The organism is Mesorhizobium sp. P2_B11, from assembly GCF_056404855.1.
In genome coordinates, this window is the sequence record NZ_JBFUDF010000008.1 from 1 (window position 1) to 14343 (window position 14343).

A 14343-nucleotide genomic window follows, 5' to 3' on the forward strand; every position below is an offset into this window, starting at 1 on the left:
CGCCCCCACCCCGTCTCTCAGGCTTCGCTGCGCTCCGCCTGTTCGCCGACCCTCCCCACCCCCACAAGGGGGAGGGTAAGTTGCTCACACCGCCGCCGCCAACCCCGCATCCAACCCCTGCGCAATCTTCGCCACATCGGCAGCGGTGATGATCAGTGGCGGCGACAGGATGATGTTGTTGCCGGAGACGCGCAGCATGACGCCGGCGGCGTAGGCGCCGTCGGCGATGGCCGCCATGGTCTTCTTGTCGGCGGGCTTCTTGGCGCCACGATCCGAGACGACTTCGATCGCAGCCATCAGGCCCTGGTAGCGGACATCGCCGACGAGCTGGTGCTTTACCTTCAGCGCTTCCAGCGCCTTGCCGAGTTCGATGCCGCGCGCGGCTGCGTTCTCGTTGAGCGCAAGCCGCCTGGTCTCGGCGAGCGCGGCAATGCCGGCCGCGCAGCCGACCGGATGGCCGGAATAGGTGTAGCCGTGGCCGATCGAGCCGAAGCTGGTCTTGTCGGCCTCGAAAACGTCGACGACCTTGGCGCCGATCAACGTTGCGCCAAGCGGGAAATAGCCCGAGGTGATCGCCTTGGCGAGTGTCATGAAATCGGGCTTCACGCCGGTGAGCCGCGAGCCGGACCAGGCGCCGGTGCGGCCGAAACCGGTGACCACTTCGTCAGCGATGAGCAGTATGTCGTGACGGTCACAGATGGCGCGCACCATCGGCATGAAGCTCTCATGCGGAACGATGACGCCGCCGGCGCCAAGCACCGGCTCCATGATGAAGGCGGCGATGGTGTCGCCGCCCTGGAAGGCGATCTCTTCCTCGATGGCGCGGGCACACAGTTTTGCCAGCTTCGCCGGATCGGTCTCGTCGAACGGGTTGCGATAGGTCATCGGCGCCGGCGTGTGGAAGACGCCGGGCAAAAGCGGCTCGTAGTTGCGGCGGAAATTGGCGTTGCCGTTGACGGAAGCGCCGCCGAAATGCGTGCCGTGATAGCCCTTCTTCAGCGCCAGGAATTTCGTGCGGTCGGCCTGGCCGCGGATCTTCCAATATTGCCGCGCGAGCCTGAGCGCCGTCTCGACCGAATCCGAGCCGCCGGAAGTGAAGAAGGCGCGCACCATGCCTTCCGGCGCGAACCATTCGGTGAGCTCATAGGCGAGCTCGATCGACGGTCCGGTCGAGGTGCCGCGAAAGCCGGAATAATAGGGGAGCGCGTCGAGCTGCGCTGCGATCGCCTTTTTGATCGGATCGCAGCTGTAGCCAAGGTTGACGTTCCACAGGCCGCCGACGGCGTCGAGAACGGTGCGTCCCTCGACATCGGTGACCGAAGCACCTTCGCCTTTGACGATGATCTTTGGTGGCGTCGCCCGCATTTCGGCTGGATGCGCCATCGGATGCCAGATCGACTTGGCGTTGTTTTCGGTGAGGAAGTTGATATCACGCATCGGGAGGACTCCGGGGTTTTCAATCAGGAGAGGGCGAGGCCGAAATGGCCTAGCGCCTCGGCATAGCTTTGCGCCGGTCGGGCGACGTCGAAATGTACGGTGAGCATGCCGGCGGCTACGGCGCCGTCGATATTGCGCTTCTGGTCGTCGACGAAGACGCAGGCCGCAAGCGGCAACTGCAGCGCCTCGCCGACCATGGCATAAGCGCGAGCGTCCGGTTTGAGGATTTTCGTATAGGTTGCATCGATGATCGTCTCGAACAGCGAGAGCATTGGCAGTCGCTCGCGAAACGATGCACCATAAAACAGATCGAGTTCGTTGGAGAGGATGGCGAGTCGCACACCTGCGTCATGCGCGATACGGATCGCCTGCTCAGCCTCGGGTCGGATCACGGCTTGCGGGTCGGCGCCGCGCGCCCGCTGCACGAAGGTCGACATGTCGTGCCAGTCTTCGCCGACCAGCCGGCCGACCTCGCTTGTGCGTATCTTCCAGTAGTCGCGCTCGCTGATCTCGTCAGCCTGCATGGCGCGCCACAGCGGATCGGAGGCCGGGTCGAACGGTCCGCGCCAGTCGAGCGTGCCTGGCTCTAGTCCAAGCGCTTGCTCGGTCAGCGCATGCGTCTCGAACAGCGTGCGGGTGACGACGCCGCCGAAATCGAGCACCAGCGCCTGAGGCTCGCTCATGCCGCGCGCGCGCCTGTCGGCGCGCCGGGCGGAACAATGCCTTCGGCCACCCAGCGATCGAAGATTTCCAGCGCCTTGGCGCTGAAGGCGGCGTCATTGATGTGACCTGATATTTCGTGCAATTCGGCATTCTCCGGCACGCTGAGCCGCATCTCCTCGACGAAGGCCGCAAGCGAGTCCGGATCGTGCAGCGGCTCGCCTTCCTGATCCCATTGCTGGATGCCACCGGCGGGCAGGATGAAGGCGGTCGGACCGGTAGCACCGGCAAGCTTCTCGCCGATGGCGCGCGCGATCTCCCGGCGCGTTTCACCGCCCGATGTCACCGACGCCAGCAGGCGGTTGTGCGCATGGTAAGGCCGATCGGCAAAACGCGGCGGCACCGGCTGCCAGGTCGGAAAATCCACCATGTCGATAGCGCCGGGCGCGACGATCTGCGGGATCCCCTGGCGGCCGGCATTTTCCAGCCGGTCGGCGCCGGAACTCACCACCGAGCCGGTGAAATGGTTGGCGAGTTCCTGCAGGCTGAAGTCCATCACCGCGACAAAACCCTTCTGCGCAGCAATCGCTTCGAGCGCGCGGCCGCCCATGCCGGTGGTGTGAAAGACGATGACTTCATAGCCGCGCTTCTCCAGTTCCGGCTTCAGCGTCACCATGTAGCGCAGGCAGCTTTTGCCGAGCGAACTCATGCCGATGCGCGGCTTTGTCTCGTCCGGCTTGATGGCTGCTCGCGCGGCACCGACCACCGCGCCGCTCGCCTGCGACAGCACCGCCTTGCAGGCGCTGTTGAGGCCGTAGAGGCCGCCTGCCCACAGGATCATCATCAGGTCGGTGGCGATCCGGTCCGGCGGCAGAAGGTGCGAATAGGCGATGGTCGAGACGACGAACTTTGGCACGCCAAGCGGCAGCGCCAGCGCGACGTCGAGCGCGAGGTCGGTGCCCATCGAACCGCCGAGCGCGATGAAGCCGTCGATCTCGTCCTGGTCGTACAAAAAGCGAGCGAGCCGTGAGGCGCCAAGCGCCATCAATGTCATCGCCGAATTCTCGTCGCCGCTGGCGATGATCGCCTCGATCGTCGTCTCGGCGGCACGCGCCACCGCATGGCGGTCGTGCTCCGGCCGGTAAGGCGGATCGCCCAGCACGCTGACGTCCATCATCACGGCAACGCCGCCGACGGCCTCGATGCGCTCGCGCATGAACAGAAGCTCGTCGGCCTTGGTGTCGCCGGTGCCGATAACCAATATTCGGCGATTGTCCTCCACGTCAGTCTCCCTGCAGTCTCTTGTGATTGTTATGCTCGTTTTTGTCCCGGCAGCTTGCCGAACAGCCGTTCGCCGATCTCGTGCGCGGCGGCGGCCGCGCTGACGCCAAGGCGTTCGATCTCGCCCTTCTGCGTCCGCACCCGTGGGGCTGCGACCGCAATGGCGCCGATAGCGTAGCCGTCGGCGCCGAGGATCGGCGCGGCAACACTCATCACGCCTTCCTCGAAACCCTGCGCGCCGATGGAATGGCCGCGGCGGCGGGCGGCAGCGATATGCTCGGCCAGTACGGACGCATCGCCGATGGTGAACGGCGTGAAGGCAGGCATCGGGCCGGCCAGCGCTTCGGCGCGCGTGCGCTCGTCGCTGAAGGCTAGGAAGGCGATGCCCGACGCGGTCGCGTGCAAGGGCAGGGCCTCGCCGAGCGGCACGCTGACACGGTTGGCCCTGGTCGATTCGACGACGTGAATGGAGAGCAGGCCGCGCCTGGAATATTCCGATAGATGCACCGTCTCTTCGGTCTCCGCCGCCAGCGCCTCGACCACCGGCACCGCCATGCGCAGGAACGGGAACTGCGCTTCGCGCATCAGCGCCAGCCGGGTGATGCCGGCGCCGAGCCGGTAACGGCGCGTCGTCTCGTCCTGCTCGACCAGGCCTTGCGCGATCAGCGATACGAGCAGCCGGCGCGTTGTCGCCTTGTCGAAGCCGGCGCCCCTGGCGAGGTCGGCAAGCGCCGTCTCGGGCGCGCCGTGCCCCAGCCTCTCCAGCAGCGAAATGGCTTTGGCCACCGTGCTCATATCGTCTCTGATCCTCCACCAGATACTTAACGTGCGAATTAACTTGACAGCAAGTCGATTCCTTTGCAAGTCTAATATCGAAATGCCGTTGCAAATAGTGAAATGCACATTGGCCCCCACAGAAGGCCCTCGGCGTCTCAGGGACACTTGGCTTCCGCAGCGCGGAATGGAGGGAAAGATGACGACAACAGATACCGGCGAAACAAACCGGCTGAGGAAGAACAGCCTCGGCGTCGGCGCCGTGACATTCCTTGTGGTTTCGGCTGCCGCGCCGCTGACGGCGGTGGCCGGTGGCGTGCCGCTCTCAATGCTGATGGGCAATGGCGCCGGCATTCCCGGCACCTTCCTGATCGTGACCGTGCTGCTGCTGGTCTTTGCGGTCGGCTATGTCGCCATGGCCCGCCATGTCGCCAATGCCGGCGCCTTCTACGCCTATACGGCGCGTGGCCTTGGCGGCACGCTGGGTGGCGCCGCCGCGCTGATTGCGATCCTCAGCTACAACGCCATGCAGATCGGCGTGTTCGGCCTGTTCGGCGCCGCCACCTCCGGCCTTTTCGCCGGCTGGGGCATCAACATGCCTTGGTGGGTATGGTGCTTCGTCGGCATCGCGCTGGTCGGCGTGCTCGGCTATCGCCGCGTCGACCTCTCGGCCAAGATCCTCACCGTGCTGGTGCTGCTCGAATATCTCGTCGTGCTCGTCGTCGACCTCGCGATCCTGTTCAAGGGTGGCGATTCCGGCCTCAGCCTGGCGCCATTCACGCCGACCCAGATCCTCAGCGGCTCGCCGGCGATTGGCCTCCTGTTCTGCTTCGCCGCCTTCATCGGCTTCGAGGCGACGACCATCTATTCCGAGGAAGCGCGCGAGCCGCACCGCACCGTGCCGCGCGCCACCTACATTTCGGTGCTGGTGATCGGTGTGTTCTACATGCTGACCAGCTGGCTGATGGCCAATGGCGAAGGCGTCGACAAGCTGGTGCCGTCGCTGAAGGCGCTGGCCGATCCCACCACCTTCCTGTTCGGCCTCTCGGACCGCTATGTCGGCCCGCTGCTGACGCAGCTGATGAGCATCCTGTTCGTCTCCAGCCTGTTTGCCGGTGTGCTCGCCTTCCACAATGGCGTCGCCCGCTACCTCTACGTCGCCGGCCGCGAGAAGCTGCTGCCGGAAGCCGTCGGCGTCACCCATCCGGTGTTCCAGAGCCCGCATGTCGGCTCGATCATCCAGACGGTGATCGCGGTTGTCGTGGTGGGGCTGTTCGCCGCCACCGGCCAGGATCCGGTGCTGGCGCTGTTTTCCTGGCTGACCAATGTCGGCACGCTCGGCATCATCGTTCTGATGGCGCTCACCTCGCTGTCGGTGGTGGCATTCTTCAGCCGCAACCCGACGGCGGAGCCGAGCGCGCTGAAGGCCAAGATCCTGCCCGGGCTTGCGGCGCTGGCACTTCTGTTCATCATTGTCGAGATCGTCATCAATTTCGGCAATCTGTCGGGCGCTTCAGGCTTCCTCGGCGTGTTGCTGCCGGGCCTGGTGCTGATCGCCGGAATCATCGGTTTCGTGCTGGCGGCAGCGCTGCGCAGCCGCAGCCCTGAGGCCTTCGCGCGCCTCGGCAGTCAGCCGGTCTAACCTGGAGGAATGAGTTGGATCAATCGGCCATCGATCGCCTGAAGGCGCAGACCATCGCGGCGCAGGGCCTGTGGATCGGGGGGCGAAAGCTCCCCGCATCCGACGGTTCCCATCTCGATGTGATCAGCCCGATCGATGGCCGTGCGATCAGCTCTATCGCCAATGGCGGTGCGGCCGACATCGACGCCGCCGTCAGTTCTGCTCGCAAGGCTTTCGAGAAAGGCTCCTGGTCACGCGCGGCCCCCGCCTTCCGCAAGAAGGTGCTGATAAAATTCGCCGAACTGGTCGAGAAGCACGCGCTGGAACTTGCCGTTCTCGGCGTGCGCGACAATGGTACCGAGATCGGTATGGCCTACAAGGCCGAGCCGCTCTCGGCGGCCGGCACCATCCGCTACTATGCCGAGGCGATCGACAAGGTCTATGGCGAGATTGCGCCGACCGCCGACACTGTGCTTGGCCTGATCCACAAGGAGCCGCTCGGCGTCGTCGGTGTCATCGTTCCCTGGAATTTCCCGCTGATGATCGGCGCCTGGAAGATCGCGCCGGCGCTGGCCGCCGGCAACACCATTGTCGTCAAGCCGCCGGAGATCGCTTCGCTCACCTTGCTGCGGCTGGCCGAACTCGCCACCGAAGCCGGGCTGCCCGAGGGCGTCTTCAATGCCGTCACCGGCCGCGGTTCGGTCGCCGGCGAGGCGCTTGGCATGCACATGGATGTCGACGCGATCGCCTTCACCGGCTCCGGTCCTGTCGGCCGCCGGCTGCTCGAATATTCCGCGCGCTCCAATCTGAAGCGCGTCTTCCTCGAGCTCGGCGGCAAGTCGCCCAACATCGTCTTTGCCGACGCGCCGGATTTGAGCCAGGCGGCCGTGGTCTCGGCCAACGGCATTTTTCGCAATTCCGGCCAGGTCTGCGTCGCGGGCTCGCGCCTGCTGGTCCAGGCCTCGATCTACGACCGCTTCATGGACGAGCTTCTCAGGGCAACCACGAAGCTGAAGGTCGGCGATCCGCTCGATCTCGCAAGCGATGTCGGCGCGGTGTCCAGCGCCGAGCAACTGACCAAGAATCTCGGCTTCGTCGCCAAGGCTTCCGAAGAGGGCGCGCGCCTCGTCACCGGCGGCGATCGCATCCTGGCCGAGACCGGCGGCAGCTACATGGCGCCGACCATTTTCGATAATGTGACGCAAGACATGCAGCTTGGCCGCGAGGAAGTGTTCGGGCCGGTGCTCGGCGTCATGCGCTTCGACACCGAGGAAGAAGCGGTGCGGCTCGCCAACGCGACCGTCTATGGCCTCGCTTCCGCCGTCTGGACATCAAACCTGTCGACGGCGCACCGCATGGTGCGCGCCATCAATGCCGGTGTCGTGCATGTGAACACCTATGGCGGTGCCGACATCACCGTGCCGCTCGGCGGCGTCAAGCAGTCTGGCTTCGGCCGCGACAAGTCGCTGCACGCCATCGAGAAATACACCGACTTGAAGACGGCGTGGATCAATCTCGGCTGACCGCGTCAGGCCGTGCCCAGGATGAAATCCGCGCAGCGATCGCCGATCATGATCGCCGGCGCGTTGGTGTTGCCGCTGGTCAGCCTTGGCATAACAGAGGCGTCGGCAATGCGCAGGCGCGGCACGCCGCGCACGCGAAGCTGGGGATCGACAACTGCCTCATCGTCCGTCCCCATCCGGCAGGTACCACAAGGGTGATAGACGGTCTTGGCGTGGCGGATGATGTGGTCGACGATTTGGTCGTCGCCGAGGTCATCGGCTTTGCCCGGCGCAAGCTCCTCTGCAACCATTTCTCGCAGCGCCGGCTGGCGCAGGATGGTGCGTGCCACCTTCATGCCGGCAAGCAGCAACACCAGGTCATCTGGATGCGACAGGAAGCCGGTGGTGAAGCGGATCGGGTCACTGGGATTGGACGAGCGCAGCCGCACCGAACCGCGCGATTTCGGCCGCAGCACGCACGGGTTCAGCTCCATGCCATGGCGCTCGACCGAGCCGTGTTCGGCATTCTCGATCATCACCGGCAGCACATGGAACTGGATGTCCGGCCGGCCGTCGCCGTCGGTGTCGAAGAAGCCGCCGCTCTCGACCACGTTGGAGGCGAGCAGGCCGCGCCGGAACAGCAGATACTCGATGCCGTGCCGCAGCGCCTTCAGCCCGCGATCTTCTCCGAGCAGCGAGATTGGTTTGCGGGTCAGCGCATAAAGCGGTGCCGCGACATGATCCTGCAAATCCTGGCCCACGGCAGGCATGTCGCGAATAACCGGAATGCCCATCTCGGCGAGATGCCCGGCCGGGCCGAGGCCTGACAGCATCATCAGCTTCGGCGTTGCCAGCGCGCCGGCGGTGAGGATCACTTCGGCCCTTGCTGAGGCGGTGTGGGTTTGTCCGTCCGGCGTCGTGTAGGAGAGCCCGCTCGCTGCGCCATTCTCCAGCGTCAGCGCCGTCACTTGCGCGTCGGTGACCACTTTGAGGTTGGCGTTGCCGGCGAGTGGCCGCAGGAACACTTTAGCCGCGGACTGCCGTTCGCCATTGGCTGTCGTCGTCTGGTAGAAGCCGACGCCTTCCTGATGCTCACCGTTGAAGTCGTCATTGAAGGGATAGCCGGCCTGCTGCGCCGCCCTGACGTAGGCGAGCGACAGCGGATGCCGGTAGCGCGGATCGGAGACCGGCAAAGGACCGTCATTGCCGTGGCGTTCGCCGGCAAGCCGCTCGTTGCGCTCCAGCCGTCTGTAGACCGGCAACACATCGTGCCAGCCCCAGCCGGGGCAGCCGAGATCGCGCCAGCCATCGTAATCCTGCGGCTGGCCCCTGACGTAGAGCATGGCGTTGATCGACGAGCCGCCGCCAAGCGTGCGTCCTTGCGGGATCGGCAGCGAGCGGCCGCCGACGCTGGGTTCGGGATCAGACTGATAGATCCAGCTGCGCGCCGTGCCGATCACCTTGGCGAAGGTGGCGGGCATGTCGATGAAGCGCGAATTATCGGCCGGTCCCGCCTCGACGACGAGCACGCGTCTGCCGGCCGCGACCAGCCGGCTTGCAACGGTACAGCCGGCCGAGCCCGCGCCGGCGACGATGTAATCGTAGACCTCCGTCATCACGTCACGCGTAGCGCATGATGGCGGTCTTGGTTTCAAGATAGCTGTCGATCGCCGCTCGACCATGCTCGCGACCGATGCCGGATTGCTTGAAGCCGCCGAAGGGCGCAGCCGGATCGAGCGTGTTGTGCGAATTGACCCACACCGTACCGGCCTTGAGGCCGTGGATCGCTGTCATCGCCTTGCCCATGTCGCGGGTCCAGATCGAGGCCGACAGGCCGTAGCGCGTGTCGTTGGCGATGCGGATCGCCTCATCGAGATCGGCGACCGGCATCGCCGCCACCACGGGCCCGAACACTTCCTCGCGCACGATCTCCATCTCGGGCGTGACGTTGTGCAGAATGGTCGGCGCCACGTAGTGGCCTTTGCCCGGAACCATTCGCGCGCCGCTCACACGTTCGACGCCTGCCGCCAGGCTGCGGTCGACAAAACCCTGCACGCTGTTGCGGTGCTTGGCCGAGACCAGCGGGTTGATCTGCGCGCCCGCATCGCGGCCGGCGCCCATGATCATGCCGTCGGCGATCTCGGCAAGGCGTGAAAGCGTGCGATCATAGATCGACTTCTCGATCAGGATCCGTGCCGCCGAGGTGCAGACCTGACCCTGGTTGAAGAACATGCCGAGGCCGGCCAGCAGCGGCTCGATGCCTTCCTCCATATCGGCCAGCAGGATCATCGGGGATTTGGAGCCGAGCTCCAGCGTGAAGCGCGCGACGCGGTCGACGGCGGCGTGGCCGATGCGTTTGCCGACTTCGGTCGAACCGGTGAAAGTCAGCTTGTCGACGCCGGGATGGCGGATCAAAGCCTCGCCGGTCACGCTGCCGCTGCCGGTGACGATGTTGACGACGCCGGGCGGAAACCCAGCCTGCTGGATCAGTCCGGCGAGCCGCAGCAACCCCAGCGGCGTTTCCTGCGGCGGCTTCAAGACGATCGTGCAGCCGCAGGCCAGCGCCGGCGCGATCTTCCACATGCCGATCAGCAGCGGAAAATTCCATGGCACGATGGCACCGACGACGCCGACCGGTTCCATCACGGTCATGGCATGGTGCTTGGCGCCGGGCGGCACCGGGATCGAAACCTGAAAAGTTGAACCCTCGATCTTGGTCGCCCAGCCGGCATAGTAACGCAGCCAGTCAATGGTGCCGCCGGCGCTCAGCATGCGCGCGACGCCCAGCGACTTGCCGTTTTCGATGCTTTCGATTTCGGCCAGCAGGTCAGCATCGGCCTCGATCATGTCGGCGAGTTTCAACATCAGGTTCTGGCGGTCCACCGGCCGCATCGATCCCCAGGGACCTTCAAGCGCCGCGCGTGCGGCGCGTACCGCCTGATCGACCAGTTCTGCGCCGCTTTCCGGCACGTGGGTGACGATCTCACCGGAGGCGGAATCGTCGACCGCAAGGCCTTCGCCGGCGAGGCCGTTGACGAAGCGCCCGTTGATGAAGGGCCGATGCGGCCGCGACAGGAATGCGGCCGCGGCGGCGCTGATCGGCGGCACGGTTCTCTCGTTCACGCCATCCTCCTCGAATGCTGATGAGCCGTTTTCGAGAGGGTTATGGAGCGCCTCGCCGCGCTTCAAGCCGCCACGGGCACGAGTGCGCTTTCAGTCAAAACAAAGTTCCCGCTCGGACAAGACGGCAAACGCGTTGCCAATCAAGATTGCCTCAGCGTCGACCGGCGCGGAGCTCGCGGTTCGGGCTTTGAGATTGTCAAGGAGTGTTGGCGATTTGAGCGCGTTTCTGGGCAATCCGATCGTCGTCACCGCGGCGCTGCCGATGCTGCTTGGCATCGTGCTCGCGCTGCTGGCGCGCTCTGCCTTGGCATCCTCGTCGCTGGTGCTGACCTTGCTGTGGGCGGCTCTTACCTTGTTCTTCTACTGGGACACACTCGGACCGCCGGCCGTGCCGCCAGTCGCGGCCAGCCAGAAGCTGATCTATCTCGCCCTTGCCGGCATCGTCATCGGCCTTTTGCCTGGGTTGAGCGGTCGGGCGGCAAGCATCGTCATCATGGCGGCGCTGGCGGCGGCGTTTCTCTGGCTGGGCTGGCGGCGCATTGGCGCTGGCGCGCTCGACCTGCAGATGATTGCCGCAATCGTTGTCGGCCTGCTGGCGATTGTCGGCGGCGCCATCGCGATGGCTCTGCGCGCATCGCCATCGCCTGAAATCGAAGCGCCGTTCCTTGTGCCGGCTGCCGTGCTTGCCATGGCGCTCTCCGGCGCCATCGTTTCGGTGCTTGGCGCCTCGATCGTTACGGGACAGTTGCTCGGGGCGCTTGCCGCTTTGGTCGGCGGCTGGTGCCTCGTCCAGTATCTGGCGACGCTGCGCGGCGGCACAGCCACCGCCTGGAGCAGGGGCGTCGCCTTCCTGCTCCTCTATGCCGTCGCCACGGTGCTGATCCAGGTGGCGCTGCTGGCGCCGAAGGCAAATCCGGTGGCACTCATCCTCTCGCCCCTACCGCTGATCGCTGCCGCGCTGGTGTCCGGTCCGCTGCAACGCTTCCTTCCCGGCGCGCGGCCGTTGCGGCCGCTCATCGCCGGCCTGCTGGTCGCCCTGCCGGCGATGCTGGCCGTCCTGGTGGCGATCGTCTGGGCGCCGCATGGGGCTGCCCTTGGCTTTTCCTGAACCCGTTTCAACACGCCAACCATGGAGAGACATGTGACGACGAAGAAACTGATTGCCGCGCTCGCTTTTGCCGGCGCATCGATGCTTGCCGTATCGGCCCATGCCGACACTTATGAAATCGACGGCCAGCACGCCTGGGTCACCTTCACCATCAAGCACGGCATCTATGGCATCGCGCATGGCCAGTTCGACACGGTCAAGGGCGCGATCGTCATGGACAAGGCCGATGTCACCAAGAGCAGCGTCAAGGCCGAGATCGATGTCGGCTCCGTCCACACCGCTTTCGAGCAACGCGACAGCGATCTGAAGGGACCTGACTTCTTCAACGCCGCCGAATTCCCGACGATCAGCTTCGAGAGCACCAAGGTCGAGAAGGTCGACGACAAGACCGGCAAGGTCACCGGCAATCTCACCATCAGCGGCGTCAGCAAGGAGATCACGCTTGATGTGAAGTTCCTCAACGAGGCACCGGCGCCGTGGGATGCGACGCTGACCAAGGCGGCCTTCAGCGCCACGGCCAAACTGAGCGCAGCCGACTTCCCGATGGCCAAAGCCGCCGACGGGTTCGGCCTCGGGCCGGATGTGGATGTCGTCATCGACCTTGAAGCGGTGAAGAAATAGGCCGCTGCGGATTGCGGCGGTGGCCGCCGCGCGACCGAGAGAGGTCGCGCGGCACTTCCGAGGCGGGGGCTGAAGTGCGCGCTCAGTCAAAACAAAGTTCCCGCTCGGACAAGACGCGCAACGCGCGTCCATCGCACACTTGGCCTCGACGAACAGCGACATTGGGCCTAGCGCCCCTAGGGACAGCAGGGATGAGATTTTCCGGCAAGACGGCCTTCATCACCGGTGGCGGCACYGGCATCGGCGCTGCGGTTGCGCGGCGGATGGCCGCCGACGGCGCTAGAGTGGTGCTGATGGGCCGGCGGCGCGAACCGCTCGAAGCCGTCACCAGGGATATTGGTGGACTGGTGGTGCAGGGCGACGCCGCCGATGCCAAGGCGGTGCGGGCAGCACTTGCCGAAGTGCACGAGAGGTTCGGCCCGGTCGACATTCTGGTCGCCAATGCCGGTGGCCATGGCGTTGGCCCGACCGTGACGATGAGCGACGAGACCTGGGCGCTGGCGACCCGCCTCAATCTCGACACCGCCTTCGTCTGCGCTCGCGAATGCCTGCCGGACCTCATCGCGCAGAAGGGCAACATCGTCGTCGTCGCATCGATCGCCGGTCTCTTCGCCGGGCCGGCGGCGGCCGGGTACGTCACCATGAAACATGCCTGCATCGGCTTCGGCAAATCGCTGGCGCGCGACTATGGCCGCCAGGGCGTGCGCACCAACACGATCTGCCCCGGCTGGGTGGCGACCAGCATGGCCGACGAGCAGATGCAGGTGATCGTCGACAAGCATGGGCTCGGCTCGATCGATGAGGCCTACAGGCTTGTCACCAAGGATGTGCCGCTCGGCCGACCGGCAACGCCGGAAGAGGTCTCCAACGTCATCTGCTTCGTCGCCTCGGGCGAGGCGTCGATGATGAACGGATCGATCCTGACCGTCGATGGCGGCGCCACCGTCGTCGACCTGCCAACGCTTGCTTTTGCCGACTGAGGATTTGCCATGAACGACCAGAACAGACCTGCCGACTGGAAACATTTTGACGACTTTGCCGCCGGCATCGCTACCAACCGGATGGCCACGTCCAAGGCGCTTGTCGGCCAGACCTTCAAGATCACGCTCAACACCGGCCGTGTCATCGATCTCGCCTTCACCGCCACCGACACGGTGGCGTGGAGCGAGGGCAGCGATGCCGGCGTCGACTGGTACGAGGCGCTGGAAGTTGCGCCGCAAGTGTTCTTCATCAACATGACTTTCGCCGCCAGCCCGGCCGAGGACGAGGCCTTCGTCGTCTCGACCGCGACGCGGCGTGTGCTTTCGGTACGCGAGCGGGTGCGTGAGGCCGCGGAAGCGCCGGGCGAGCCGCGCGTGGCGCAGGTCTATGCCGCCGGCGTGCTCGGCGACGCTTCCGTGCCGCCGACCGGGCGCGAGCCGGCGCCGACGCGCGATCTGGTCGGGCTGACGGCGCACTACACATACAGCCCCAATCACGTCTACGAGCACATCTATCTGAGCTCCGAGCGCTATGCCTGGCAGAACCTTGTCGGGCTCCAGCGCGGCCATGGCGACGTCGATCTCGCCACCACCTGGAAGTTCGCCGAGAACCTCTACGTCTTCGGCTTCCGCGAGTTCATCATCCCGGTCGCGTCGCTGTTTTTCTACAATTGGGACACGATGCGCTCGACCGGCAAATTCCTGGGCATCACCAGCCAGGGCACGATCGAGAACAAGCCCGCCGGCGCCTTCATCGAGAAGAAATCGCGGACCGTCTACGACCACGGCCAGGAACCGGTCTGAGCGCTGGGGAGCAAACCATGAGCAACAAGAACTACGACGCCATCAAGGCGCACTATGCCGGCTCGGATGCGAAGGATCTGGCGGCGATGATGGCGCCGCTCACCGGCCGCACAGCCTGGACCGAGATGGCCGGCTTTCCCTATGCCGGGACCTATGTCGGCCCCGACGCCGTCATAGCGGGCGTCTTCAAGCGCATCGGCGAAGACTGGGACGGCTACACATTCGCGCTGGAAAAACTGGTCGATGGTGGCGCGACCATTGTCGGCATCGGCACCTATTCCGGCACCTACAAGAAGACCGGCAAGCCGATGACCGCACGTGTCGTCCATGTCTGGGAAATGCAGGACGGCAAGGCCGTCAGCTTCGAACAGTTTACCGACACCAAACGGGTCGCGGCCGCGATGGTTTGAGGCAGCCTGACCGATCACAACT

The 14343-nt window shown here is 65.2% G+C and carries 13 protein-coding genes; 7 read left to right on the top strand and 6 right to left on the bottom strand.

The annotated features are described in order from the left end of the window. Positions 1-84: 84 nt before the first annotated feature. Genes AC1DYJ_RS24790 through AC1DYJ_RS24805 form a run of 4 tightly spaced genes read right to left on the bottom strand, consistent with a single transcriptional unit; the run spans position 85 to position 4173 of the window. Entirely contained in the window at positions 85-1437 is a 1353-nt protein-coding gene (locus tag AC1DYJ_RS24790; RefSeq protein ID WP_477285528.1) for an aminotransferase class III-fold pyridoxal phosphate-dependent enzyme, read from the bottom strand. A 23-nt stretch (positions 1438-1460) separates the two neighbouring features. Beyond that, the gene (locus AC1DYJ_RS24795) at positions 1461-2120 is read right to left on the bottom strand and encodes an HAD family hydrolase (RefSeq protein ID WP_477285526.1); all 660 of its coding nucleotides are present in this window, start codon (positions 2118-2120) and stop codon (positions 1461-1463) included. After that, the gene (locus AC1DYJ_RS24800) at positions 2117-3379 is read right to left on the bottom strand and encodes a Tm-1-like ATP-binding domain-containing protein (protein ID WP_477285524.1); all 1263 of its coding nucleotides are present in this window, start codon (positions 3377-3379) and stop codon (positions 2117-2119) included. The genes AC1DYJ_RS24795 and AC1DYJ_RS24800 overlap by 4 nt, the downstream gene beginning before the upstream one ends. A gap of 29 nt (positions 3380-3408) precedes the next feature. Continuing rightward, complete coding sequence (locus AC1DYJ_RS24805) at positions 3409-4173, bottom strand: IclR family transcriptional regulator (RefSeq protein ID WP_477285522.1); 765 nt, start codon at positions 4171-4173, stop codon at positions 3409-3411. 178 nt (positions 4174-4351) lie between these two features. Between AC1DYJ_RS24805 and AC1DYJ_RS24810 the strand changes: the two genes are divergently transcribed. Both AC1DYJ_RS24810 and AC1DYJ_RS24815 read left to right on the top strand, forming a co-directional pair. Further along, positions 4352-5794: an APC family permease gene (locus AC1DYJ_RS24810; RefSeq protein ID WP_477285520.1), complete on the top strand. Its 1443-nt coding sequence runs from the start codon at positions 4352-4354 to the stop codon at positions 5792-5794. 14 nt (positions 5795-5808) lie between these two features. After that, positions 5809-7296, top strand: coding sequence for an aldehyde dehydrogenase (locus AC1DYJ_RS24815; RefSeq protein ID WP_477285518.1), 1488 nt, complete (start codon positions 5809-5811; stop codon positions 7294-7296). 5 nt (positions 7297-7301) lie between these two features. On the opposite strand, the gene AC1DYJ_RS24820 is transcribed toward AC1DYJ_RS24815, so the two are convergent. Then, entirely contained in the window at positions 7302-8891 is a 1590-nt protein-coding gene (locus AC1DYJ_RS24820; RefSeq protein ID WP_477285516.1) for a GMC family oxidoreductase, read from the bottom strand. 4 nt (positions 8892-8895) lie between these two features. Next, positions 8896-10398: an aldehyde dehydrogenase family protein gene (locus AC1DYJ_RS24825; RefSeq protein WP_477285514.1), complete on the bottom strand. Its 1503-nt coding sequence runs from the start codon at positions 10396-10398 to the stop codon at positions 8896-8898. Between the two features lie 214 nt (positions 10399-10612). Here AC1DYJ_RS24825 and AC1DYJ_RS24830 point away from each other — a divergent pair, with 214 nt between their 5' ends. The 5 genes from AC1DYJ_RS24830 (at position 10613) to AC1DYJ_RS24850 (ending at position 14321) form a co-directional block, all read left to right on the top strand. Next, positions 10613-11506 carry a hypothetical protein gene (locus tag AC1DYJ_RS24830; RefSeq protein WP_477285512.1) on the top strand — a complete coding sequence of 298 codons (894 nt, stop codon included), beginning with the start codon at positions 10613-10615 and terminating at the stop codon, positions 11504-11506. A 33-nt stretch (positions 11507-11539) separates the two neighbouring features. Continuing rightward, on the top strand, positions 11540-12127 hold the full coding sequence (locus tag AC1DYJ_RS24835; RefSeq protein WP_477285510.1) for a YceI family protein: 588 nt from the start codon (positions 11540-11542) through the stop codon (positions 12125-12127). A gap of 191 nt (positions 12128-12318) precedes the next feature. Continuing rightward, the gene (locus AC1DYJ_RS24840; protein WP_477285508.1) at positions 12319-13107 is read left to right on the top strand and encodes an SDR family NAD(P)-dependent oxidoreductase; all 789 of its coding nucleotides are present in this window, start codon (positions 12319-12321) and stop codon (positions 13105-13107) included. Positions 13108-13116: 9 nt separating this feature from the next. Next, complete coding sequence (locus AC1DYJ_RS24845) at positions 13117-13911, top strand: MoaF C-terminal domain-containing protein (protein WP_477285506.1); 795 nt, start codon at positions 13117-13119, stop codon at positions 13909-13911. Positions 13912-13928: 17 nt separating this feature from the next. Beyond that, positions 13929-14321, top strand: coding sequence for a nuclear transport factor 2 family protein (locus AC1DYJ_RS24850; protein ID WP_477285504.1), 393 nt, complete (start codon positions 13929-13931; stop codon positions 14319-14321). The last annotated feature ends 22 nt before the right edge of the window (positions 14322-14343 follow it).

What these genes read in the sequence shown, in the direction of transcription:
- AC1DYJ_RS24790 (WP_477285528.1), bottom strand. Translation starts at nt 1,437, where the DNA reads ATGCGTGATATCAACTTCCTCACCGAAAACAACGCCAAGTCGATCTGG.
- AC1DYJ_RS24795 (WP_477285526.1), bottom strand. Translation starts at nt 2,120, where the DNA reads ATGAGCGAGCCTCAGGCGCTGGTGCTCGATTTCGGCGGCGTCGTCACC.
- AC1DYJ_RS24805 (WP_477285522.1), bottom strand. Translation starts at nt 4,173, where the DNA reads ATGAGCACGGTGGCCAAAGCCATTTCGCTGCTGGAGAGGCTGGGGCAC.
- AC1DYJ_RS24810 (WP_477285520.1), top strand. Translation starts at nt 4,352, where the DNA reads ATGACGACAACAGATACCGGCGAAACAAACCGGCTGAGGAAGAACAGC.
- AC1DYJ_RS24820 (WP_477285516.1), bottom strand. Translation starts at nt 8,891, where the DNA reads ATGACGGAGGTCTACGATTACATCGTCGCCGGCGCGGGCTCGGCCGGC.
- AC1DYJ_RS24845 (WP_477285506.1), top strand. Translation starts at nt 13,117, where the DNA reads ATGAACGACCAGAACAGACCTGCCGACTGGAAACATTTTGACGACTTT.
- AC1DYJ_RS24850 (WP_477285504.1), top strand. Translation starts at nt 13,929, where the DNA reads ATGAGCAACAAGAACTACGACGCCATCAAGGCGCACTATGCCGGCTCG.